This window comes from Mesorhizobium sp. M1078 (assembly GCF_040318615.1).
Classification (GTDB): Bacteria; Pseudomonadota; Alphaproteobacteria; order Rhizobiales; family Rhizobiaceae; genus Mesorhizobium.
Genome location: NZ_JAMYMP010000001.1, coordinates 273,654 through 296,648, shown reverse-complemented (window position 1 = coordinate 296,648; position 22,995 = coordinate 273,654). Strand labels below are relative to the sequence as shown.

General features: G+C 61.3%; 17 protein-coding genes and 1 pseudogene. 10 read left to right on the top strand and 8 right to left on the bottom strand.

Annotated elements, in window-relative coordinates; all coding sequences use genetic code 11:
- Positions 1-96 precede the first annotated feature (96 nt).
- Entirely contained in the window at positions 97-1,611 is a 1,515-nt protein-coding gene (amaB, locus tag NKH38_RS01540; protein ID WP_023671784.1) for an L-piperidine-6-carboxylate dehydrogenase, read from the top strand.
- A 207-nt stretch (positions 1,612-1,818) separates the two neighbouring features.
- Here the strand turns inward: amaB and NKH38_RS01535 are convergent, their stop codons facing one another.
- Positions 1,819-2,688, bottom strand: a complete 870-nt coding sequence (locus tag NKH38_RS01535; protein WP_352758610.1) for a hypothetical protein — start codon at positions 2,686-2,688, stop codon at positions 1,819-1,821.
- Between the two features lie 584 nt (positions 2,689-3,272).
- Between NKH38_RS01535 and asnB the strand changes: the two genes are divergently transcribed.
- The 4 genes from asnB to nadE are packed head-to-tail and all read left to right on the top strand — an operon-like array spanning position 3,273 to position 8,068.
- Positions 3,273-5,210: an asparagine synthase (glutamine-hydrolyzing) gene (gene asnB, locus NKH38_RS01530; protein ID WP_352758607.1), complete on the top strand. Its 1,938-nt coding sequence runs from the start codon at positions 3,273-3,275 to the stop codon at positions 5,208-5,210.
- Positions 5,211-5,235: 25 nt separating this feature from the next.
- Positions 5,236-5,496, top strand: coding sequence for an acyl carrier protein (locus NKH38_RS01525; protein WP_352758605.1), 261 nt, complete (start codon positions 5,236-5,238; stop codon positions 5,494-5,496).
- A 23-nt stretch (positions 5,497-5,519) separates the two neighbouring features.
- Positions 5,520-7,067, top strand: coding sequence for a class I adenylate-forming enzyme family protein (locus NKH38_RS01520; protein WP_023686310.1), 1,548 nt, complete (start codon positions 5,520-5,522; stop codon positions 7,065-7,067).
- Entirely contained in the window at positions 7,064-8,068 is a 1,005-nt protein-coding gene (nadE, locus tag NKH38_RS01515; RefSeq protein WP_023710993.1) for an NAD(+) synthase, read from the top strand. The genes NKH38_RS01520 and nadE overlap by 4 nt, the downstream gene beginning before the upstream one ends.
- A 134-nt stretch (positions 8,069-8,202) precedes the next feature.
- Here the strand turns inward: nadE and NKH38_RS01510 are convergent, their stop codons facing one another.
- From NKH38_RS01510 to NKH38_RS01490, 5 genes are all read right to left on the bottom strand, one after another.
- Positions 8,203-9,318, bottom strand: coding sequence for a hypothetical protein (locus tag NKH38_RS01510; protein WP_352758600.1), 1,116 nt, complete (start codon positions 9,316-9,318; stop codon positions 8,203-8,205).
- Positions 9,315-10,043 (bottom strand): HemK/PrmC family methyltransferase, encoded by a 729-nt coding sequence (locus NKH38_RS01505; protein WP_031242749.1) that lies wholly within the window; start codon positions 10,041-10,043, stop codon positions 9,315-9,317. The genes NKH38_RS01510 and NKH38_RS01505 overlap by 4 nt, the downstream gene beginning before the upstream one ends.
- Before the next feature lie 171 nt (positions 10,044-10,214).
- Positions 10,215-11,411, bottom strand: coding sequence for a glycosyltransferase (locus tag NKH38_RS01500; RefSeq protein ID WP_352758598.1), 1,197 nt, complete (start codon positions 11,409-11,411; stop codon positions 10,215-10,217).
- The gene (locus tag NKH38_RS01495; protein ID WP_023756315.1) at positions 11,323-12,924 is read right to left on the bottom strand and encodes a GumC family protein; all 1,602 of its coding nucleotides are present in this window, start codon (positions 12,922-12,924) and stop codon (positions 11,323-11,325) included. Before NKH38_RS01495 ends, NKH38_RS01500 begins: the two co-directional genes overlap by 89 nt.
- A 215-nt stretch (positions 12,925-13,139) precedes the next feature.
- On the bottom strand, positions 13,140-14,402 hold the full coding sequence (locus NKH38_RS01490; RefSeq protein WP_023754981.1) for a VpsF family polysaccharide biosynthesis protein: 1,263 nt from the start codon (positions 14,400-14,402) through the stop codon (positions 13,140-13,142).
- 379 nt (positions 14,403-14,781) lie between these two features.
- Here NKH38_RS01490 and NKH38_RS01485 point away from each other — a divergent pair, with 379 nt between their 5' ends.
- A complete protein-coding gene (locus NKH38_RS01485) occupies positions 14,782-15,885 on the top strand; it encodes an acyltransferase family protein (protein ID WP_352758594.1) in 1,104 nt (367 codons plus the stop codon).
- A gap of 42 nt (positions 15,886-15,927) precedes the next feature.
- On the opposite strand, the gene NKH38_RS01480 is transcribed toward NKH38_RS01485, so the two are convergent.
- Positions 15,928-16,968, bottom strand: coding sequence for a glucosamine inositolphosphorylceramide transferase family protein (locus tag NKH38_RS01480; RefSeq protein ID WP_023686303.1), 1,041 nt, complete (start codon positions 16,966-16,968; stop codon positions 15,928-15,930).
- A gap of 609 nt (positions 16,969-17,577) precedes the next feature.
- On the opposite strand from NKH38_RS01480, the gene wecB reads away from it, so the two are divergent.
- The 3 genes from wecB to NKH38_RS01465 are packed head-to-tail and all read left to right on the top strand — an operon-like array spanning position 17,578 to position 20,862.
- The gene (gene wecB / locus NKH38_RS01475; protein WP_352758591.1) at positions 17,578-18,732 is read left to right on the top strand and encodes a non-hydrolyzing UDP-N-acetylglucosamine 2-epimerase; all 1,155 of its coding nucleotides are present in this window, start codon (positions 17,578-17,580) and stop codon (positions 18,730-18,732) included.
- Complete coding sequence (wecC, locus tag NKH38_RS01470) at positions 18,725-20,062, top strand: UDP-N-acetyl-D-mannosamine dehydrogenase (RefSeq protein WP_050485801.1); 1,338 nt, start codon at positions 18,725-18,727, stop codon at positions 20,060-20,062. Before wecB ends, wecC begins: the two co-directional genes overlap by 8 nt.
- Positions 20,059-20,862 (top strand): WecB/TagA/CpsF family glycosyltransferase, encoded by an 804-nt coding sequence (locus tag NKH38_RS01465; protein ID WP_023725122.1) that lies wholly within the window; start codon positions 20,059-20,061, stop codon positions 20,860-20,862. The genes wecC and NKH38_RS01465 overlap by 4 nt, the downstream gene beginning before the upstream one ends.
- Positions 20,863-20,902: 40 nt before the next feature.
- Here the strand turns inward: NKH38_RS01465 and NKH38_RS01460 are convergent, their stop codons facing one another.
- Positions 20,903-22,342, bottom strand: a complete 1,440-nt coding sequence (locus NKH38_RS01460) for a lipopolysaccharide biosynthesis protein (RefSeq protein ID WP_352758587.1) — start codon at positions 22,340-22,342, stop codon at positions 20,903-20,905.
- A 168-nt stretch (positions 22,343-22,510) separates the two neighbouring features.
- Here NKH38_RS01460 and NKH38_RS01455 point away from each other — a divergent pair.
- Positions 22,511-22,972: pseudogene (locus NKH38_RS01455) on the top strand (glycosyltransferase); the annotation flags it as partial.
- Positions 22,973-22,995: the final 23 nt, after the last annotated feature.

Sequence of the window (22,995 nt, the reverse complement as noted above, 5' to 3'; positions counted from 1 at the left end):
TGGCACGCCATGACAGCGCCCGCGGCATGCGGGCGATAATGGCGCCAAGGCTCGACCGCCGCCCTATGATGGCGAGCGGATCTGAAAGGGATAAAAATGACGATAGCGAAGGAAACGGCCGAACTTCTGGCGAAACTGGGTGTGGCCAAGGACGCGCTGACCGGCGGCGACCTCGTCGTGCGCAGCCCGGTGACGGGTGAACAGATCGCGGCGCTGAAGACGATTTCGCCGGCCGATGCGGCCAAGACCATCGATGCCGCGCACACGGCGTTCCAGGCCTGGCGGATGGTGCCGGGTCCCCGGCGCGGCGAACTGGTGCGGCTGCTCGGCGAGGAGTTGCGCGCGCACAAAACCGAGCTTGGCCGGCTGGTGTCGATCGAGGTCGGCAAGATCCCGTCGGAAGGCCTCGGCGAAGTCCAGGAAATGATCGACATCTGCGATTTCGCCGTCGGCCTTTCCCGCCAGCTCTACGGTCTAACCATCGCCACCGAGCGTCCGGGACATCGCATGATGGAGACCTGGCATCCGCTCGGCGTCGTCGGCGTCATTTCGGCCTTCAATTTCCCGGTCGCGGTGTGGTCGTGGAACGCGGCGCTGGCGCTGGTCTGCGGCGACGCCGTGGTGTGGAAGCCTTCGGAAAAGACGCCGCTGACGGCGCTCGCCTGCGAGGCGATTTTTGCCGGCGCGGTCAAGCGCTTCGGCGCGGATGCGCCGCAGGGCCTGGCACCGGTGCTGATTGGCGACCGCTCCGTCGGCGAGATCCTGGTCGACCACCCGAAGGTGGCGCTGGTTTCGGCCACCGGCTCGACCCGCATGGGCCGGGATGTCGGCCCGCGTCTGGCCAAGCGCTTTGCCCGCGCCGTGCTCGAACTCGGCGGCAACAATGCCGGCATCGTCTGCCCGACCGCCGATCTCGACATGGCGCTGCGCGCCATCGCCTTTGGCGCCATGGGCACCGCCGGCCAGCGCTGCACGACGCTGCGGCGCCTGTTCGTGCATGACAGCGTCTATGACGCGCTGCTGCCGCGGCTGAAGAAGGCCTATGAGAGCGTCTCGGTCGGCAATCCGCTGGAGACGTCTTCGCTCGTCGGGCCGCTGATCGACAAGGCGGCCTTCGACGCCATGCAGAAGGCGCTCAAGGAAGCCACCGCTCACGGCGGCAAGCTGACCGGCGGTTCGCGGGTCGAGAATGGCCATCCCGATGCCTATTACGTGCATCCGGCGCTGGTCGAAATGCCGAAGCAGGTGGCTCCTGTCACCGAAGAAACCTTCGCGCCGATCCTCTACGTGATGAAATATTCCGATTTCGATGCCGTGCTCGACGAGCACAATGCGGTCGGCGCCGGACTGTCGTCGTCGATCTTCACCCGCGACCTGCAGGAATCCGAGCGCTTCCTCGGCGTCGATGGTTCGGATTGCGGCATCGCCAACGTCAACATCGGCACGTCGGGCGCCGAGATCGGCGGCGCCTTCGGCGGCGAGAAGGAAACCGGCGGCGGGCGCGAGAGCGGCTCCGATGCCTGGAAGGCCTATATGCGCCGCGCCACCAACACGGTGAACTATTCCAAGGCGCTGCCGCTGGCGCAGGGCGTGTCATTCGACATCGATTGAGATGCTGCGCCCGGCTTTTGACCAGTTGATCCACCCGAACCCGTCGGGCGGATCGCTGCCGCTCGCGCGGATCGTTCCGCTTTCAGGCTTCGCCCCCGCTGTCCAGATGTCCGTATCCCGACGGCGGAAAGGCCACCTCGGCCATGCGCCCGGACGGGTCCTCGCGGTCGGCACGATCGGCTGCGCAACAGCGTCTGCGCCGAACGTTCAGCCAGCGTGCGGCGACGCCGGTCGGCAGGCCTCGAACGCGGCATCGATGACGGCAAGCTTGGCGGCCTGCACGGTCATGTATTCCTGGTAGAAGCTGTTGGACACCCACATCACCGAATGCCCGCGCCGGCCCAGCCAGCCGACGCTGCCGAGCTTTTCGGCGTCGCGCAATTTGCGCGCAAGATGGGTGCGCGAGAGTTTTAGCCAACTGGCGAATTCGCCGATCGAAACCACGCTGGTCGGGATCCGGTCGAGGGCGGCATTGTCGGGATCGATGCCGGACATCAGCCAATCCATGACGATGCCGCCATTGTTGAGCCAGATGAACAGCGAAAACGTCTGCTTGGGCTCACGCACAGGGTTGGAGGAGAGCAGGCCTTCCGCCACCAGCGGCTGCAGCCTGGCAATCATGCCGTGCTGCTTGAGAAACGCGGCGAGGCGGTCGCCGCCGTCGAGACCGTCGAGCGTGCGCAGATGCGCAACCACCCAGCCATCGAATTCCTTCAGCGTCGCTGCCGTCACCTGAAAGGGATGGGCTCGTCCATCACCGGTGTGCGGCAGGTATTCGATGATGTGATAGTACAGCATCTCCTTGATGAAGGCTTCGGCCGTGTTGCGGCTGGCGACGGAATAGTGAAGCACGGCATCGATGAAGCGGGCCAGTGTCAGTTCCGTGCGGGGATCGCGCGGGTCGCGGGCGAAATGCAGGGCTAGGCCGGTGTGAGCCAGCAGCCAGCGCTGTTGCGTGGCGAACACGGCAGCCAGGCGTGGGCTCGTTTCATAGATATGCAGCAGCGCCTTCGACTGCGCCTCGACATGACGGTGCAGCGCCGGATGGCCGGCAATATATTCGAAATTCAGCGCCATCCTCCTCGTCCTCCGGCCAGCCCCCCGGCAGCGAAGACGTGCAATCACATTTCCAGCCTTAGCCGCCCGTGTCCGGCCATGCCAACCCGGACAAAAGGCCTAGAGCGATCAACCGTTCCACAGACAGGTTGAAACCCCCGTCATCTCTTGATTTCGAGGCAAATTGCTGCAGAAGCGCCGCGCGCTTCTGCAGAGAAAACCGTGTCACACTTTTTTGGAAATGCTCTGGTCCGTTCGCGCCCGGCGCGTGTCGGAAAACACTAAGCCGTTGCAAGCGTTGAAAAAACCTACCCCGATAATAGTCAGCCCAGCAGCCTGCGGTTGAATTTGCCTCAAGGTCGCCAGCACGTTGCGCGCGGCCCGTTTGTATCCAGGCGGTTCGCCACGTCGGAGCGCCTGGGCTATCGTTCCGGCTATTACGGCCGCAACCGCGAGGTGATGGAGAGCCATCGCGTCCTAGCCACGAAGACCACATCGTGGCAAACTTCTTGTTAACCACATGCTCGGTGAAAATATCGGATTAACCTCAGATGCCACTATCGAGGTTATGTTCCGTACCTTAGCGTTCAATATGAGTTCAAGGGATGTGTGGATTCGGGGGTTATTTCGGGTCAATCCGGGATGCGGAAGCTTTGCTCACGCACATGGTAGCCGCAATTGCCCATCGTGGGCCGGATGAGCAAGGGAAATTCGTAGCACCCGATGCCGGGCTCGGGCATGCGCGGCTGTCGGTGATCGGCATCGGCGATGGCCAGCAACCGATGTCCGACGAGGCCGGCAATTTGACGATTGCGTTCAACGGCGAGATTTTCAACTACATAGAACTGCGCGAAGGGCTGATCGCCAAGGGCCGGCACTTTCGGACCTCGAGCGACACAGAGGTCATCCTTCAGCTCTATGAGGAGATGGGCGAAGACTGCTTGTCTCTCCTGAACGGTGATTTCGCCTTGGCGATATGGGACAATCGGCAGCGACGAATGGTGCTTGCACGAGACCGGATGGGTGTCCGGCCGCTGTTCTACACAAGTAAGGACGGGGTGCTTTACTTTGCCTCGGAGATCAAAGCCCTGCTAAAGGTCCCGGGCGTCTCCGCTGAAATTGATCCGATTGCGCTGGATCAGATCTTTACGCTATGGGCGCCGATCGCTCCGCGCACGGCGTTCCGCAATATCCACGAGTTGGAACCGGCAAGTGTGATGATCGCGACGCAGGGGCAGGTCACGGTCAAACGGTACTGGCACCTGGACTATCCGCATCGTGATGAGCCGTCGAAGATCACGAACGAGGACCACGCGGCAGAGGAATTGCAAGCCCTTCTGACCGATGCGGTGAGGCTTCGCATGCGGGCCGACGTGCCGGTCGGCTCCTATCTTTCCGGAGGGCTCGATTCCTCGCTTGTTTCGGCGCTTGCCGCCGGCATGACTCCTCGGAGACTGGAGACATTTTCCGTAACCTTCGACAGCGCCGAGCATGACGAAAGCGCCTTTCAGATCGAAATGGCCTCGGCGCTCGGCACGCGCCACCACGCCATAGAATGCGGCGCCCGCGATATCGCCGGGCTCTTTCCTGAGGTCGTCCGCTTTGCCGAGCGGCCGATCATCCGCACGGCGCCAGCGCCACTCTACAAATTATCCGCCCTGGTTCGCCAGGCCGGCCTGAAGGTGGTGCTGACGGGTGAAGGCGCCGACGAGGTCTTCGCCGGCTACGACGTCTTCAAGGAGGCGCGTGTCCGCCGGTTCTGCGGGCGGCAGCCCGCATCGCGCATTAGGCCGCAGCTGTTCCGCCGGCTTTACCCGTATCTGCCGGGCCTGCAACAGCAATCGGTGGAGTATCTGGCTGCATTCTTCGGCACCAGCAACGCTGCCCTCGACGATCCGCTGTTCTCGCATCGGCCACGCTTCAAGACCACGGCGGCGGCGAAAATCTTCTTTTCCGGCGACCTGCGCGCGACGTTGAAGGGTTATGACGCAGCTGAAGAGCTGACCAGCCGCCTACCCGAGGCGTTTTCCCTATGGCATCCGCTGCATCAGGCGCAATATCTCGAAACCCGCTTCCTCCTGCCCGGCTACATCCTCTCCAGCCAAGGCGATCGGATGGCCATGGCGCACGGCATCGAAGGGCGGTTTCCTTTCCTGGATCATCGCGTGGTAGAGTTCGCGGCAAGACTTCCGCCGGAGATGAAACTGAAAGGCTTGATGGAGAAGCACATATTGCGCAAGGTGGCCAGGCACCACCTTCCGGCGGCGATCGGTAAACGCACCAAGCAACCTTACCGCGCCCCGGAGGCCCGCTCCTTCGTCGGGGCGGAGGAACTAGACTATGTTCGTGACTGCCTGGGCGAGGCGAGCATTACCGCCGGCGGCCTGTTCAACGCCAAGGCGGTGGCCAAGCTCCACGAGAAATGCCGCATGGAGACCGCGACCGGATTTCGCGACAACGCCGCCTTCGTCGGCATTCTGTCGACGCAGCTGTGGCAGAAGAATTTCGCCGGCCAAGCGGTCGGCGCGGCAAGAGCGGCCTGAGACGGCGAGGAAAAGGAAAGACACGATGACGGCAATCAAGGACAGGGTCAGAAGCTTTATCGTCGACAACTTCCTGTTCGGCGACACCTCCTACAAACTGTCGGATTCAGCCTCGCTGATCGAGAACGACATTATCGACTCGACTGCGGTGCTTGAGCTGGTGGCCTTCATCGAGGACAATTTCGGCATCGCGATGGTGGATGCCGACATCGTTCCGGCCAACCTGGACTCGCTTCACCGCATCTCGTCCTTCATCGAGGCGAGAGCACAAACGCTGGCAGCGTAAGCGCCAACGGCGAGGAACGTCCCGTGCGGATCGAGCATTTTCTGGTGGCGAAGGCTGCTGCCCACCCGGCCAAGACGGCATTGGTCACTAGGGGCAAAAGGCTGAGCTACGAAGAACTCGACGACCTTTCGAGCCGGCTGGCCACCGCTCTCTTCATGAATGGGATCAGGCGCGACGACCGCGTTCTGATCTTCATGGACAATTGCTGGGAGGCCGCCGTATCGATCTTTGCCGCACTCAAGGCAGGTGCGACCTTCAGTCCGATCAACCCCTCCACAAAGGCCGACAAGCTCGGTTACGTCATCGCCGATTGCGACGCCAGGGCGGTCCTGACGCAGGCGAAGCTGGTGCCCGTGGTCACCGAAGCCTGCGCATCGCAAGGCAAGACCGGCATCTTCGTGGCTTCCACCCCTGGGGCCGATGGGCAATGCCCGGCAGGGGCCGCGTCCCTGACTGACTGCCTGACGTTCGATGGCGCGGAGGTGAACCATCGCGGCATCGACGTCGACCTTGCGATGCTGATCTACACGTCAGGTTCGACCGGCCGGCCCAAGGGTGTGATGATGACGCATCGCAATTGCGACGCTGCCGCGGGGTCGATCGCCACCTATCTGCGCAACGCGCCGGACGACATCATCCTGAACGTCCTCCCGCTTGCCTTCGACTATGGCCTCTATCAGTTGCTGATGGCAGTCAGGCTCGGGGCCACGCTGGTGCTCGAGAAGTCCTTCGCCTTCCCGCACGAGATCTTCGAACGCATCCGCAAAGAGGGCGTCACCGGCCTTCCGCTGGTGCCTACCATGGCGGCGATGATCCTGCAGATGCGTGATCTGGCGCCGGGTTTCCTGCCCAGCCTCCGCTATATTTCCAACACCGCGGCCGCCTTGCCGCCAGCCCACATAGAACGCCTGCGCTCGCTGCTGCCCGGCGTCCGGATCTATTCGATGTATGGGCTGACCGAATGCAAGCGCTGCACCTATTTGCCACCCGAGGAACTTGACCGCCGGCCAGGGTCGGTCGGCATAGCCATCCCCAACACGGAAGCCTTTGTCGTCGACGACCTTGGACAACGCGTGCCGGCGGGCGTGGCAGGTGAGCTCGTTATCCGCGGTCCGCACGTCATGCAGGGCTATTGGCGCAACCAGGCCGCGACGGAACGAGCGCTCCGGCCGGGGCCTAACCCTTGGGAAAAGGTGCTCTATACGGGCGACCTGTTCCAGACCGACGAGGACGGCTTTCTCTATTTTGTCGGGCGTAAGGACGATATCATCAAGACGCGTGGCGAGAAGGTCGCCCCCAAGGAAGTGGAGGCAGTGCTCCACGCCCATCCAGGTATCGCGGAAGCGGTGGTCGTCGGCGTGCCGGATCCGGTGCTGGGGCATGCGATTGGCGCGCTCGTCGTGCGGTCCGATCCGGCGCTTGGCGGAAAGGACATCATTCGTCACTGCGCGCGGCACCTGGAGGATTTCATGGTCCCCAAAATCATAGAGTTCCGCAGCGAATTACCGAAGACGGAGTCGGGCAAGGTCAGCCGCCGGCTCGCGGCTGAGATGATGGAGGCCGAGCAATGAACATCGGCTCAACCCAGGATGCGCCGGCCTTCACGCAAGCCCTGGTCATCGATCCCGCCGCCGAAACGGACAGGATCGTGGCGGCCCTGCGCGAGCAGTTGCGCGGCATTCGCAAGCGCGGCCTCGTGCTCGGTCTTTCGGGCGGTATAGATTCCAGCGTTTCGGCTGCATTGGCCGCGCGTGCCGTCGGCCACCAGAATGTACTGTGCGTCCTCATGCCGGAAAGCGATTCCGACCCCGAAAGCCTGCGACTCGGCCATCTGGTCGCCGACACTTTCGGCGTCGAGGCCGTTGTGGAGGATATCGGGCCGACCCTGCGGGCAATGGGCTGCTATGAACGCCGCGACGCCTTCATCCGCGAAATGGTCCCGGACTATGGCAAGGGCTGGGCCTCAAAGATCGTGATCGCGAACGTGCTCGAAGGCGAGGGCTACAACATCTCCTCGCTGGTGGTGCAGGACCCGCAAGGCAAGCAGACGAAACTGCGGATGCCGGTGGCGGTCTATCTCGGCATCGTTGCCGCCACCAACATGAAGCAGCGCACCCGCAAGCAGATCGAATATTATCATGCCGACCGGCTGAACTTCGCCGTGCTCGGCACACCGAACCGGCTGGAATACGATCAGGGGTTCTTCGTCAAGAACGGCGACGGCGCCGCCGACGTCAAGCCGATCGCGCATCTCTACAAGACGCAGGTCTATGCGCTAGCCGCCTATCTCGGCATTCCGGAAGAGGTCCGCAACCGGCCGCCGACCACCGACACCTACTCGCTGGCGCAGACGCAGGAAGAATTCTACTTCTCCCTGCCTTACGATCGGATGGATCTGTGTCTCTACGGCCTCAACAACGGCGTGTCCGCCGAGGTGGTAGGGCAAGCGGCGGGATTGACCGCCTCACAGATCGAACGCGTCTGGGCCGACATCGCCGCCAAGCGAAAGGCAACGCGCTATCTGCACCTGCGCCCGCAGCTCGTTGACGGCGTGGACGAAGTCGGCTCCTGACCTATGCATATCGAGCAAAAGTGATCCGGTCTTGCGATACGACATGCATGAAAGAAATACTAAGCTCTTGTCTTTACGCAATTCCGGACGGAAAGCCGCGCACCCTTTCCTGGAATTGCTGTAGGCGGAACGCTTCAGGTGAAGCGGCCGCCGATCAACTGGCTCCACTGCTCGCCCGCAAGCCCGTTCAGAAAGACCTGCGCGTTCTTCATGGCATCCAGAAGCTCGGGATCGCGTGAATGCACGACGGTCGAGGCGACCGGTATGAAGGCTATGCGTCTTACAAGCATGGCCTCCAGAAGCGCGGGCTGGACGCGGCCGCGCAAGCCGGAGACACCGCGCCGGGCGGCATGCTCGACCAGGCAATCGATCACCGGCCCGGCCTGGCCGGGAAGAGCGAGGACCTGCAGCACGCGGCCGATCCCGTCCGGTCGCGCGTAATAGGCGAAAGCGCCGACATTGGCGCCGTTCGGCGATGCCACCGACACGCAGACAAGCTCTCCGAAATCCGGCTTTTGCGCCGCATCGCCCAGAATATGGTTGAGCTGACCTTCCGCCCACTGCGGACGTAGCGGAAACTGGGCGCAAAGCGGCTCCAGCAGCCCCGCAAAGCTGCCGCTGTCGATCTCGGAGGTCCGAAATGCCCCCCGGCTCGATGCGTTGGCGACGACGCCGGTCCAGCGTCGTTGACCGCCCTCCATTTTGCGAAGGTAGAGCCGGTCGACCATCCGGGCGAGCGGGTTGAACATCCAGGCAAGCTTCATGTGACTGGCAAAAAGGCTGAGCATGAAGGTCGCCGGCCGCATCACGCGAACCCAGTCAAGGCTGTATTGCGGCAGCACAACGCCGCGAAGCCGCGTCCACAGTTTCACGGACGTATCATTGGCGGTTTCGCTGAAGGAGATGTCCTGCGGACCATCGAGGAAGGCCTTCAACAGGCGGGCACCGGCCATCGGATCGGTCTCGTGATCCTCGACCATCAGCGAACTGCAGATGGCAGCGTAGAGCTGCCGGCCGTTGAATTTCATTGGCAGCGCATGAACGCCGACGAAGCCGGAAACCTGGCCGGCGTCATTGACATGGACAAGCGAACGGAGCCCGCTGCCCCAGTCGGGTGCGTCCAGATAAAACCGCCTCATGTAATCGACGAGGGAGGCCGGCGCTGGCCCCCGCTTCTTGCGCAGCATGCGTTGAAACATGCCCGCGACGGCCGCAAGGTCGGCCTGATCGAGGGCGCGGACGACGCTCACGCCGGGCTCCCGGTTCCGGGAACCCGGCCACCATGTTTGCGCGCCATGGCGACACGGGGCTGGCCGTCGGCCGTCACGGCAAAGGTTGGGGTTTCGTAGGATTTCGTTCTCGATAAAAGGGTTGCTATCTGCCGATCTTGACCTTCGCCGAACTCAAATAGCAGCCATCCGCCTGGCTTGAGGAAAGCTGCGGCATCCCGGACCAGCCTTTGGAGGATCGAAATACCGTAAGGGCCGCCGTCGAAAGCTTCCCGAGGTTCGTTCTCCAACAGATGCGCGCTTTCGCTATCGAGACGGGATGAGGAAATATAGGGCGGGTTGCACACAACCATGTCGGCAGCGCCGCGGAGGCCGTCACCCTCGATCGCGGCAAATAGGTCGCCTTGCCGGACCTTGATCCTGTCCTGCAGGGCGAGGCGCACAACATTGCGGCGGGCAAGCGAAACCGTGCTGTCGGTCAGGTCCGCCGCCCATGCCCGAGCCCGAGGACATTCGCTGACGATGCCCACGGCAAGATTGCCGCTGCCGCAGCACATGTCGATCAGGATCGTTTCGTGCGCCTGTTCGCCAAGAATGGCCGCGGCCGTCCGGCCAAGCAGTTCCGTTTCGGCTCGCGGCACCAGAACGTCAGGCGCGAGTTCCAGCTCAACCCGCATGAGGCGGTGCAATCTCGGCCAATTGCGATCGTTTGCACGGCCGGCAGGAAGGCTGTGATGCTGCGGCAAGGAAATTCCCTATGCTGAGGGGATGAAACGCGGGTTCCCTGTTGTTACCAACTCTGGGTAAACTGATATTAAATATCATGATTGGATTGGGAGTAACCGGCCTATGTTGGCGGCGTCCTGTCTCATCGATGGCGAATTCCTGTGCCGCCGCAAGCCGATCCATGCGCTAATTCAGAGCAACGCCTCGTACCGGTCTCCGATCTTTTCAATTTCGAAATCCGCCGCCCTGCTTTTCAGGATCGCGGCGGTTGTCGGCTGGTCGAGCATTCCGGCCATCGCCACTGCCAGGGCCGCGGCATCGCCGACCGGCACCAGGGCGCCGAAGCGGCCGTCATCAAGTATTTCGCGCGGGCCGTGCGGCGCGTCCGTGGAGACCACCGGAATCCCCGCTGCCATGGCCTCGACCAGAACATTGCCGAAGCCCTCGCTGGTCGATGATAGGACGAACAAGTCAGCTACGGCGTAGCAGGCCGCCAGATCATTGACATAGCCCGCAAACAGAACGTCTGCGCCGATACCGGATTCTTCGGCATAGGCGCGCAGCTCGTCGGCCAGCGGACCCTCGCCGAAGATGACAAGCCGAGCCCGGCGGCCGGCGCGCAGCACAGCGAAGGCCCGCAGCAACGTCCAATGATCCTTAACCGGCACCAGGCGTCCGGCGGTGATGATGACGGGGCCGTCGCCCAGCGCCGCGAGCTCTGCCTGCCAGGCGTAGGAGCGTTGCTGGGATGCCGCAACCGGCGGCAGCGGGTTGTTGATGACCACGACCTTGGATTTCGGGAAGCCTCGGGCCACAAGATCGCCGCCGACGCCCTCAGAAACCGCGATGGCCCTGTCGGCGCGGGCCGCAACCAGGGCCGAAAGCCAGACCGCCATTTTCGCGCCAAGGTTGCCGGAAGGCAGTGAGGCGGCGGCGTGGAAACTCGGGAAGAACCGCGCCCTGCTTCGCGCGAGGGAAAGCGCCAGCGCCACGACCAGATTGGCGAATTCCGGGGCGCTGTAGATCGCGTCGGGAGAAACGCGGCCAAGCAGGCCCGCGCTTCGCACGATGCCTTTCAATGTCGCCCACTTGCCATAACCCTCGCCGCGAATGGGGAGGCCGAAATCGACCAGATGTACGGCAGGCGAAAGCAGGGCGGCATTGGGCCCCTGCGCGTTCCAGGTAAAAAGCGTGACGTTGTGGCCGCGCGATGCCAGTTCGTTCGCCATCAGGACGAATACACGCTCGGCGCCGCCGCCCCTGAGGCTGGCAATGTGAAAGACAATCCGCTTCGCCATTTCAGGCGCGGCTGGCAATGACGTCCGGGCGGTTCGGCGGAAGACGCATGTCGCGCACGATACCCAGGGTAATGGCGAGCAACATGCCAAGGATCATGCCGCCAATGGCCCCCAGGCCGATCATCACGACCGTGCGCGGGGGCCATGAACGGCCCTTTGGCGGCACTGCGGTGGAAATCACCTGCACATTGGTGCTGTCGATCTGTTCGCGCTCGGTTATCTGGCGTGCCCGCGACAGGAAGCTCTCATAGATAGCCGTCTTCGACGCGGCGTCACGTTCAAGCTCACGCAAGGCGACCTCGGAATCGCTATCCGAGAACACGTTGCCCTTCAAGTCATTCATCTTGGCATTGAGGGAGGCCGACGAGGTTTTGGCGGCATCGAGATTGACCTTCGCCAGGCGCAGGGTGCGCGCGTATTCGGCGCTGAGTTGCGCGCTGACCGTGTTGTACTCCGTCTTCAGCCTGACGATCGACGGATGACGGGGGCCAAAGGTCATCGACTGCGAATCGATCTGCTGGCGCAGGCCGTTGGCCGTTGCGCGCAGCGCCACAAGCGCCTCCGACGTGGCGGGACCGGAATTGGTGCCGTTTGCGCCGGCGGCAAGCAGGGCGTCGTAACTTGCCTGCGCGGCGATGACGCGCGATTGCGTCTCCACGATCTGGCCGTTGAGCTGGGTCATGGTTTGCGAGGAAACAAGCTGCCCATTGCTGGTGGCCAGATTGTGGCTGCGCCTATAGGCCTCGACCTTCTCTTCGGCCGCCTGCACATCGCTCTTGAGCTGGCCCAGCCGCCCGTCCAGCGCGGCCGCGGCACGGCTGGCGCCGGAAGCCTCGGCGCTGGCCAGCTCTTCCTGGAAAGTCTTGACGATATCCTGCGAAATCAGGATCGCCTTAGCGGGGGTTTCCGCCGATACCATCAAGGTCGTGACAAACGACTTTTCATCCGCGATGCTGCTAACCCGTTCCGCCAGGTTCTTCAGGGCGGTAAGCTTTGGGTCGGGTTTGGCGCCGTCCGTCCCTGTGCGGCTTCGGTCCGCGTCGAAGAACTCCGGGTCACTGGCCAGGTCAAGATCGTCTACAACACGTGAAAGCACGCTGCCCGAGGTCAAGATGCGCTCTTTGCTGCGCGCGCTGAGCAGCTGTCCATCGACTTGGGCCGATTGCGGGTAAAGATCATTCGGAACAACCTGAAGATTGGCGGGATTGATGAGGATGTCCGTGGTCACGGTGTAGCGCTGCTTGCTCAGCAGAGCGTAGGCACCGCCGATGATCCCGCCGGCTATTGCCAGCAGGCATACCAGAGCGAGGCCGGCGCGCAGCCAGACAAACAGACGCCCGAAATCGAGTTCGAGAAAGGTTCCGATCTTGTTGAGCGTCACCGTCGTGACGGGCTCGGCTACAGGCGGCGCCACGGGTGCAGGCGACACAGGGGCCGACGTTACAGGGGCCGACGTTACAGCGGGTGCCGCCGCATGTGCCATGATCGGCGCGGTTTGTTGCGGCTTTGGCCTGCTGGCGCGCCGCGCATTTTCGATCCGTTCATAGGGGCTAATGCCGGCGGCGGCCGCGGCTGGAGGAGGACCGGAAGCGGCGGACATCATGCTAACCCTTTAATATTCAATACGCACAGCCTGCTTTACGGAAACATCGTTAACATTTCATTTTCCAGGCGTGTCAGGCGCGTTCCGGAACAGCGATCTATCCACCCTTGGTCGGTATTCTGCCACGCCCGTCGTAGCCTGGCAAAGCGTGCAGGCGTTTCAAATGGAAAAGCAAGAGGTCGTCGCGTGGGCACCCGCAAGGAGCGGGCTTGGCGTCATGTCGCTGTTGATGCTGGTTGGCCTTGAAGGGGCGTGCCGGTTTGGCGCCCATCCGGCTTTCGATAAGCGAGCAACAAGATGACGAGCAGCATGATATCCGGCGCCTTCGAAGAAAGGGCATTGTTTGACAATGCCGCGAGAATGGACGCGGCCGCTGCGATATGGGCGGCCCGAGGCGTATTGCGCAGGAGCTTGAAAAGGAACCGGAAGAAAGCAAAGGCGAAGAGCAGGGCGATCGGCAGGCCGAACAAAAGCGTAAGAACGACCGGCGTGCTTTCGATGAAGGGGAGGTTGAGCTTTTCGTTGACGATCTTCAACAACTCGTTGGGATTCATGCCAAGCAGGATGTCCCTCCATTCAACAAACTTGAATACATCGTAGATCTTGACGCGCGCGTCGTAATTTTGATCAAAGAGCGTGTTGCTGAAGCGGTTCAGCAGCCCCGCCGAAAAGAGTATCGCAATCATTATGGCGCCACCGGCCAGCGTCAGCATCAGCACCAGGAGTTTGGCCTGGCGTTGATGTCTGGGTGACAAGTCCGGCCAAGGCAGGAACACGAGCAGGAACAGGATCTCGCCGCAAGCGAGCAGCAGGGCGGTGCGCGCGCCCGAAGCGGCCGTGCCGATGAAGAGAATGAAGATGCAAAGCGCGCACACCCAGATACGCCACCGCGTCAATGCAACGAAACCTATGGCGGTGGTGCAAAGCGCGCCCAGCGCCAGCGGATGGGCCGACAGTCCGATCGGCCGAAAGTCCAGCTCAACGAGGGGATAGGGCAGGAATCGATGCTGGGTGACGGCCTCGATCGTTCCGATGATGGCGCTGAGGACGATCATGCCGACGATGACATTGCCAAGCGCCCTGCGCACATGGTCACCCAGGGCAAGCATGATCATCGCCGCGGCACAAGAGACCAGATAGGAATCGATTATGAAGCCGGCCGAGCCGGCACGGCCTATCACGAAGAGATAAGGCACCAGCCACAACAGCAGCAGCGAATATAACAATGTCGCCTTGAACAGCCTGACTTCATCGCCTTCGAGCCGAATTGGCCGGGTCGTGGCGATGACGACAAGCAGCAGAAAGATCGCATAGGTCCCGATATGCAGCTTTTCGGGAAACGACCCCCCCTCCGTCGAATAGGACATCACCATATTCATCAACTGCGGAGAGATGGTCGAGCGGAGCAGGAAAGCGAAGGCCGCGAGGAGAAAGAACAGGAGTGTGAGGGCGTCTTGGCGGCTGGCCTGCGCGGTCACGAACTGTTGCTCTGTGGGGGTGACACTCACGATTATCCGACCAGCGTTGCGGCTTGCGATTGAGATGGCAGGGGACGCACGCGCCCCCGGGTACATTTTCCTGGACGAACGTAAAGGAATATGGATAACCCGATCTTAACAGTGGCGATGCCGGGCATGGGTCGCCACATGTCAGCTTTGCCGAAAAGCCGGACACCGCTCATTGAAATCTCACCAAAGTGCGCCGCGTGGGAACGAATGCACGGAATACACTTGCGCGACATGCATCGGCAGCCGGATTTACGCTATTTCGTGAACTCGGTAACCCACACTTAATTGGCCGGTCGTATTGATGGCGATGCTTTGCACGGCGCCCGACGCGCTGCCTGTGGACGGCACAATGGCATCAGGCGCCGGCAAAGCGCAGGAGATCAAGGTGAAGAAATTCTATTCGCTTCAGTATCTTCGCGCCTGCGCCGCCTTGCTGGTTCTGTTCGCACACGCCTTTTCCTATCAGATTGGCGTGGACAATCTGATTATTGTGACGGCGGGCCGCCTGGGCGTCGTTCTGTTCTTTGTCATCAGCGGTTTCATAATGGTCCATATTACGGGAGATGGTCCGTTTTCCGCTGCCACCTTCCTGAAACGCCGAGCAATCCGGATCATCCCCCTTTACTGGCTTTTCACCAGCCTCGCCGCGGTTCTGGCGGCGCTCGCGCCAAGTCTCTTCCAGAAGACCGTCTTTACATGGCCCCACTATCTTCAGTCGCTCCTCTTCATTGTTCACGAAGCGCCTGGACGGGATAGCGCCAGTCCAATCCTCTCACTCGGCTGGACGCTCAATTACGAGGTATTTTTCTATATCGCTTTTGCGGTGTTCGCATTCCTGTCCGTGACCTCGCGCGTATTTGTGCTGACGGTCTTTTTCATTGCGATGTGGATATCCGGGCTGTGGCTGGCTCCCACCAACCCTGTTATCCAGTTCTATCTCAACCCTTCTCCGGTGGCATTCGTAATCGGCATGTGGATAGGGCGGCGCTATTTGGACGGTGATTTCACTTACGACATACGCCATGCCTGGATATTCGGCGTAATGACCGCTGCAGGCGTGGTGCTTTCATTCGTCGATGACGGTACGCCGCTCTTGGGTCAGATCAGCTTCGCGGGACAAGCAATGTGGGCGGCGGGCCTGCTTCATCTCAGCCTCATTCTGGAGCCGAAACTCAAGCACTGGAGCCTTCTCGAGCAGTTGGGCGACGCTTCCTACGCGCTTTATCTGTCGCATATCTTCGTGATCGGCGCTGTGGCGTACCTGGCCAGACGCACCGTCGGATACGAGCATCCGACAACGGTATTGTTGGTGTCGGTGGTCAGCATCGTGGCAGCCTGCCTCGTCAGTCTGGTGATTTACGAGATGATCGAGAAGCCGATTCTTCAGACCCTGAACGGCAGAAGGAAGACGAGAAACACACCGCTTCCTCATATTGCCACGGAGAACAAATAAGCAGGCCACGCAACGGGACGCTCACCGCTTTCAGCGCTTCAGTCAGCCCGCGCTGTCCACGACCTCGACATTGCCGGCGCGGTTAAGCGTATGAATGCCCGTGCGTGCCCATGCCGGACCCGCGCCGATCGGCCGGGGCGAGGCAAAACGGACATCGGACGCGTCGAGTCGCTCAAGCCGCATCAGCCCCAGACCACCGCCATAGGCCCTCGATCCGTTCTGCACCGGCAGCACCAGGGCATCGTCGTGGCGGATAAAGGCGCCGCCCGGCCGGGTGGCCGAATGATCGACGGCAATGGGGTTGAGCGGATGGGCGACCCATGGCCCGCGCAGCGAGGGTGCGCAATAGACCGCCATCGTGTCCGACGCGCTGCCGTAGCCGAACCGCTCCGTTCCAACCAGCCAGAAGCGACCGTCGGATTCGAGCAGCGTCGCGTCGTTGAAATCCCTGTCCGCCATCAGCACCGTGTCGCGGACCCAGCGGTCGGGAAACTGCGCGGCGCGATAGAGCACAAGTTCGCGAGCCGAACCACTTTCGGGGATCATGAAAATCTCGCCATCGTGTGCGAACACCTGCGGATACGACAGGTGGTGCGCTTCCTCCAATACAACCCTTGGAACACCGAAAGTGCCATCGTCACCGAGCTCGGCGACGGAAATCACGCCGCGACTCGTCGCGTAGGGGAATTCCTCGACAAACAGATGATGGCGGCGGTCGGCCTCGAAGACGAACGGGTCGGCATAGAAGCGTTGGCCATCGTCCGGCAGGACTGTGAACGGTTTGCCGTCGAGTTGCCCGGTTTCGGCGATGCCTGGTCCGTCGATCACCCGATAGGCAACCTGCCAATAGAAGGGGCGTCGTCCCCGCCTGATTTTTTGCACGGCGCGATCGATCAAAGCCCTGCCAAAAAAGGGCACATAGTGTCGAACAAAACTGTCGTTCTTCAGGATCGGCACCGGGTTGTCGCTTACCGGCACAAGCTTGCCCGCAAAGAAGCGGGCGACGGTTTGCATGATCAGCGACATGGCGCCGGCGAGCAGGTCGTTGCAGCTTCGAGATAGCCAGAGCCTGTCTGCCAGCATCGGTCTAGCCTGGGCCACGACAACGCCATCGAGGCGAGCGCCAAGTTCAGGCAATTGTCCGCTCGCCAACATTGCGGCAACGCCGGCTGGAAAGCTGTTGCGACCGCAAAATTCGAGCCTCAGGACTGGCGCGTCTTGCCCCGTTGCGCTGGCAGTGAGATCTATGACGAGGTCCGGAGGGCCGCGATCGATGGGCGGCAACGGCTCGGACCGGCCCGCCAGCGAGGGACCGAAACGCCGGCTCTCGATCGCCAAGACAGTGTCCAGCCCCCGAGCGGTTGGCGCCGGCGCCGGCGCGTGGCAACTCGAGACCACATAACCTGCCGCACCCAACCGCATGAAAAGCTCATTTTCCCAGCGCCGGGATGCGACGGCGTGGCCGATGATTAAAATATTAGTCAACCCAAGTTATTCTCGTTAAAGCAAAAAATGGCTTTGCTCTGGTATCTTTCCCCACAGTTCCTGGCAAGGGTTGCCCAAGGGGGGCTGCGGACTCTAGCGTTAATCATACGTTAATTTTTTTGAATACGAAGGCGGTTCAGGGCGCTATTGTTAGGCTGAAAGCACATGTCAGCCGGGCGCCCACGCTTTCGGTTACCAGGGTCAACCATGAACGCCGTTTCACATCCGAACTTGCCCTCAAGGCGAAAACTGCTGATCGTGTTCGGCACGAGGCCGGAGGCGCTCAAATGTTTTCCGGTGGCGCGCGCCGCGCTCTCCCATCCAGGCTTTACCACGGAAATATGTGTGACGGGCCAGCATCGCGAGATGGTCAATCAGGTCATTGAACTGACGGGCCTGCCGGTGCACTACGATCTCAACATCATGCAACCAGGTCAGACGTTGTTCGACGTGACCTCGCGCGTGCTCCTCGGAATGGCGGGGGTGCTGGAGAAGGCGGAGCCGGACATCGTCATCGTCCAGGGCGACACAACCACCGCGATGACCGCGGCTCTAGCTGCCTTCTACAAGCGGATTCCGGTTGCCCATATCGAGGCGGGATTGCGCAGCCACAACATCAACTCTCCCTTTCCGGAGGAACTGAACCGCAAGATTGCCGGCAACATCGCCACCTGGCATTTTGCGCCGACCACCGAGGCGCGCGACAATCTCATCGCCGAAGGAAAGGCTGCGAACACCATCTTCGTAACCGGCAATACCGTGATCGACACGCTGCTGCATTTCTCCAGCGAGATCGATGCCGACAAGTTGATGAACGCCAAGCTCGCCGCTCGTTTCCCCTTCATCGATCCGACCAAGAAAATGATACTCGTCACCGGTCATCGCCGTGAGAATTTCGATGGCGGCATCCAGAGGATCTGCACCGCGCTGAAGGCATTGTCGGCGCGCAGGGATGTGCAGATCATCTACCCGGTCCATCCCAACCCGAATGTGCGCTCCGTGGTCGAGGCCGAAATCGGGACGGTGCCGAACATCCACCTGATCGACCCGCAGGACTATTTGCCGTTCCTGTACCTGCAGAAACAGAGCTACCTGGTGTTGACCGACAGCGGCGGCGTGCAGGAAGAGGCGCCTTCACTCGGCAAGCCGGTGCTGGTGATGCGGGAAAACACGGAGCGACCCGAAGGGATCGCCGCTGGTACTGCCCGGCTGGTCGGCACCGATATCGAAAAAATTCTGGCCAATGCCAATAGCCTGCTCGATGATGAGAGCGTCTATCGCGGCATGGCGGAGAGGCACAATCCATACGGCAATGGCCAAGCTGCGAGCCGGATCGTTGAGGAATTGCTGAATCATGGCTGAAATCAAAACCGTTTCCGTTATCGGCATGGGCTATATCGGCCTGCCGACCTGTGCCATTTTTGCCAGCCGCGGACTCGATGTCATCGGTGTCGATATCAACGAGGCGGTGGTCGCGAAGGTCAACCGCGGCGAAATCCACATCATCGAACCGGACCTGGATGGTTTGATCCAGAAAGTTGTCGCCAATGGCAAGCTCAAGGCATTCAGCACGCCTCAGCCGGCCGATGCCTATATTATCGCCGTTCCAACTCCGATCACCCCGGACCGCAAGCCGGATGTCAGCTACGTGCTTGCGGCAGCGCGAAGCATCGCTCCGGTGCTAAAACGGGACGACCTGGTGGTGCTGGAATCAACATCGCCGGTCGGTACGACGCGTGTCATGACAGCGCTGCTCGCGGAACTGCGACCCGATCTCAAATTTCCCGTTGCGCATGGCGAGGAAGCTGACGTCCTGGTCGCCTACTCTCCCGAGCGCGTGCTGCCGGGAAAGGTGCTGACCGAGCTGATCAACAATGATCGCTCGATCGGCGGACTGTCCCGAAAGTCTTCGGAGCGGACAGCGGCACTCTATTCAAGCTTCGTCGCCGGCGACCTGTTCATAACCCAGGCCGAAAGCGCGGAACTGGTTAAGCTGACTGAAAATGCGTTCCGCGATGTCAATATCGCCTTCGCCAATGAGCTTGCGGCGGTGTGCCAGGATCTGTCGCTCAACGTCTGGGAGGTAATCGATCTCGCCAACCGGCATCCTCGCGTGAACATCCTGCAGCCGAGCCCGGGCGTGGGCGGCCACTGCATTGCGATCGATCCGTATTTTATCATCGACGCCGCACCGAACAATACGCGGCTGATCAGTTCGGCACGGCGCATCAATTCCGAGCGACCCTTGTCGGTGGTCAGGGACATCGAGGCATTGCTCGACCCGACCCGCAACCAGACGATCGCCTGTCTTGGCCTCAGCTTCAAACCCAATATCGACGATATGCGCGAGAGCCCGGCTGTCGAGGTTGTTAAGCTTCTGTCCAAGATTCCCAATATCAAGATCGTCGCTGCCGAGCCCAATGCGCGTCAGTTGCCACACGAGCTCGAGGGCAGCGGCATCATGTTCACCGATGCACTTTCCGCTATTGACCAATCCGATATCGTCGTCCTGCTGGTCGACCATCGACAATTCAATCTGATCGATCCCGAAGCGCTCAAGGACAAGAAGCTCGTCGACACACGGGGCCTGTGGACCTGGCGCAAGGCGCGCAAGCCCGACGCCCGCATCGAAGGCAAGAAATCCGAAATGGAACGCTCGCAGTCTCTCGCTCGCACCGGAGAAGCGGCATGAACTCGCATGACCCGGCATGGGCGCAACACTCTCTATTGGCATCACGCCGCCGCGAGTTTCTCGGTGCGACCATCCATGCGCTGACCATGGCCGAGACGCTGGCCATCGCAGACGAGGCGATGGCGACGCGGCGACCGCTTCATCATGTTGTCGTGAACGTCGCCAAGCTTGTGAACATGCGCAAGAATGCCGAACTGCGCGAGGATGTCGTCGGGGCGGATATGGTCAATGTCGACGGCAAAGGCGTGCTTTGGGGCGCGCGGCTCTGCGGCGTCGAGTTGCCGGAACGTGTGACCGGCGTCGACGTCATGATCAACCTGCTTGCGCTGTGCGCCAAGCGTGGCTATCGCCCCTACCTTTTGGGCGCTGAACAGCACATTCTCGACGCAGTTGAAAGCCGTCTTGCCAGAGATCATCCGAGCCTGGCCATTGCCGGCCGGCGCAATGGGTATTTCAAGGCGGAGGAAGAGGCCGCGATCGTCGAGGCCATCAACGCTTCAGGTGCCGACTGCCTGTTTGTGGCGATGCCGACGCCGAGCAAGGAGCGCTTTCTCAAGCGCTATCGCGACGTACTTGCTCCGAGTTTCGTCATGGGCGTGGGCGGCAGCTTCGACGTCTATGGTGGAAAGGTCGCCCGGGCACCGAAACTGGTTCAGGCGGCGGGCCTGGAGTGGCTGTTTCGCGTGGCGCAGGAGCCGCGACGCTTGTGGCGCCGCTACTACGATACCAACACCGCCTATGCACTGCTGCTGTGGCGTGAGTTCTGGTCTCGCCGGGGACGCCGAAACGTCAATCCGTAGGCTCGCGACTTTCAGACAAGCATGCCTCATTGCGCGGGATTTATGCGATCCGGAGCCGTGCCCTTAGCTTGCCGATGAACTGCGTCACGGCCGCGGGGTGAAACAACCAGGTCAGTCCCAGGAAAGCCGCAGCGCCGGCGACACCGCCCGCCGCGAGCGGAAAGATCGCCGGCATATTGCCCAGCGCAGTGCTGGCAAGGCTGGCGGCCAGTCCGGTGCAGATAGAAATGATGGCCGAGACAGCGATGTCGCGCCAGGGAACCGGCACCGGCGTGAGCCTCTCGGCGATGACGATGCAGGCTGCAAGACCTGCCAGCGATCCGCCCGCCAACGCCAACGCCGCGCCAACCTCCGCCATGGTGGGAATCAACAGAAAAGACAGTGAAATCGTTGCCACCGAGCCGAAGGAATTGGCGATGATCAGCAACCACGGCCGCTTATGTGCGTGCACCACGACGCCATAAACGAAGCTTGTGAGATTGGCACAAAGAACGCTGAAGGCGATGATCGGAAACAGCAGACCGAAGCGACCATGATATTCCGCGGGCAGCAGGAGTCGCGTGATGTCGCCGCTGAGCGCGATAAGCGTTGCTGCGACCGGCAGGCAAAGGCGTATCATCAAGGCCATGAGTTGCGACAACAACCGCCCGGACGCCTCGGATCCCTCTTCGTCGAAGCGGCTGACCACTTCTGGAAATGCGCCCATGTTGATTGCGTTGGCGACCATATCGATCGGCTGCCGAGCCAATGCGTAGGCGGCTGCGAAGACAGCCACCGCGCCGGCATCGTAGTAGAGCTTAAGGAAGACGCGTTCAGCGCTGTTGAGACCGAAACCGACCAGCGCCATGATGACGAGGGGCACGCCGAGGGCAAAAAACTCCTTGTGGGTGAAGCGCGGCGGGCCGCCAATAACGCGCCCGGATGCCACCACGCACGCCACGATGCCGGCAATCAGCACGGCGAGGCTCGAGCCGAGCGATACCGTCAGAAACGAGCGTTGGAAGATAAGGATGGCGGCGATCGGCAAGGCGAGTTGCAGCAGGCCGCGCAGATATTCAAGCATCGAATAGAGGGAATGACGCTGCTGCATTTGCAGCACCGTCAACGCGAACCGGCTGATGGAGCCGGCAATCAGATAGCTGCAGACGGCGATTGTAAATTCGATCCAGCGCTCCGGCACGATCACCGCCGAGGCGATCACGGATATGATCAGGGCCAGCACCGTGGTGACAAGCAATACCTGTCCGGCAAGCATCAGGCTGCCACGGCTGACGTCGCCTTTTCCGCCAAGCCGCAGCAAGGCAATGCGCAGCCAGTTGGTAACGGCAACATCCGTCATTTCGCCCACGGTGACCACCAGGGTCAGCAGGCCATACTCGGTCTGGTCGATCAACCGCGTCATGACGACCAGCAGGAGCAGAGCGGAGACCCGCGTCAGCAGAATAGCTGGGCCATAGATGAGCGTGGAACGGAGCAGCAAAGGGTTGTCCCCGGAAAATTTGCCGTCGATTAACCGTTGACCGACGGGAATTCCAGCATGATGACGGCAAAGGGTGAACGGATACAGTTTGAACCAAAAGATTTGTCGTAAACCTTTTTTGGAACGTTTGCTTTACGGTCACCCGGCATCCGCAATCCAAATGGTGTCATGTTGCAGCGTCTCGCCCACAATAGAAAAATACATGTCTTGGTCGCAACGCCCTCGGGCGTTTCGGGACAAGGCGGCATCGACCGGATCATGGGGGCGCTGAAGCAGGAGTTCGAACGGCAAGAGATCGCCGACATCGATCTGCGCTTTCTTTCCAGCCGTGGCCCGGGACATGTCGGGCTTTCGATCTTCTACATGCTTGGTTTTTGCGCGCGGATGCTTGCGGCCCGCCTCGACAGACGCGCCGACGTCATTCACATCAATATATCGGTCTCCGGCAGCACCTATCGCAAGATGATGATCGCCGCCTGCGCCAGGCTGTTGTCGATACCATATGTCCTTCATCTGCATGGGGCGCAGTATCAGACATTCTGGAAAGATGATCATAGTTTTATGAGCCGCCGTATCAGGGCTCTGTTCGAGCATGCCGGCCGGGTGATTGTCCTGGGCGGGCTTTGGCGCGATTTCGTCGCCAGCCGGGCACC

What these genes read in the sequence shown, in the direction of transcription:
- NKH38_RS01485 (WP_352758594.1), top strand. Translation starts at nt 14,782, where the DNA reads ATGGCATCAGGCGCCGGCAAAGCGCAGGAGATCAAGGTGAAGAAATTC.
- nadE (WP_023710993.1), top strand. Translation starts at nt 7,064, where the DNA reads ATGAACATCGGCTCAACCCAGGATGCGCCGGCCTTCACGCAAGCCCTG.
- wecC (WP_050485801.1), top strand. Translation starts at nt 18,725, where the DNA reads ATGGCTGAAATCAAAACCGTTTCCGTTATCGGCATGGGCTATATCGGC.
- asnB (WP_352758607.1), top strand. Translation starts at nt 3,273, where the DNA reads ATGTGTGGATTCGGGGGTTATTTCGGGTCAATCCGGGATGCGGAAGCT.
- NKH38_RS01525 (WP_352758605.1), top strand. Translation starts at nt 5,236, where the DNA reads ATGACGGCAATCAAGGACAGGGTCAGAAGCTTTATCGTCGACAACTTC.
- NKH38_RS01495 (WP_023756315.1), bottom strand. Translation starts at nt 12,924, where the DNA reads ATGATGTCCGCCGCTTCCGGTCCTCCTCCAGCCGCGGCCGCCGCCGGC.
- wecB (WP_352758591.1), top strand. Translation starts at nt 17,578, where the DNA reads ATGAACGCCGTTTCACATCCGAACTTGCCCTCAAGGCGAAAACTGCTG.
- NKH38_RS01480 (WP_023686303.1), bottom strand. Translation starts at nt 16,968, where the DNA reads ATGCTGGCAGACAGGCTCTGGCTATCTCGAAGCTGCAACGACCTGCTC.
- NKH38_RS01535 (WP_352758610.1), bottom strand. Translation starts at nt 2,688, where the DNA reads ATGGCGCTGAATTTCGAATATATTGCCGGCCATCCGGCGCTGCACCGT.
- NKH38_RS01465 (WP_023725122.1), top strand. Translation starts at nt 20,059, where the DNA reads ATGAACTCGCATGACCCGGCATGGGCGCAACACTCTCTATTGGCATCA.
- amaB (WP_023671784.1), top strand. Translation starts at nt 97, where the DNA reads ATGACGATAGCGAAGGAAACGGCCGAACTTCTGGCGAAACTGGGTGTG.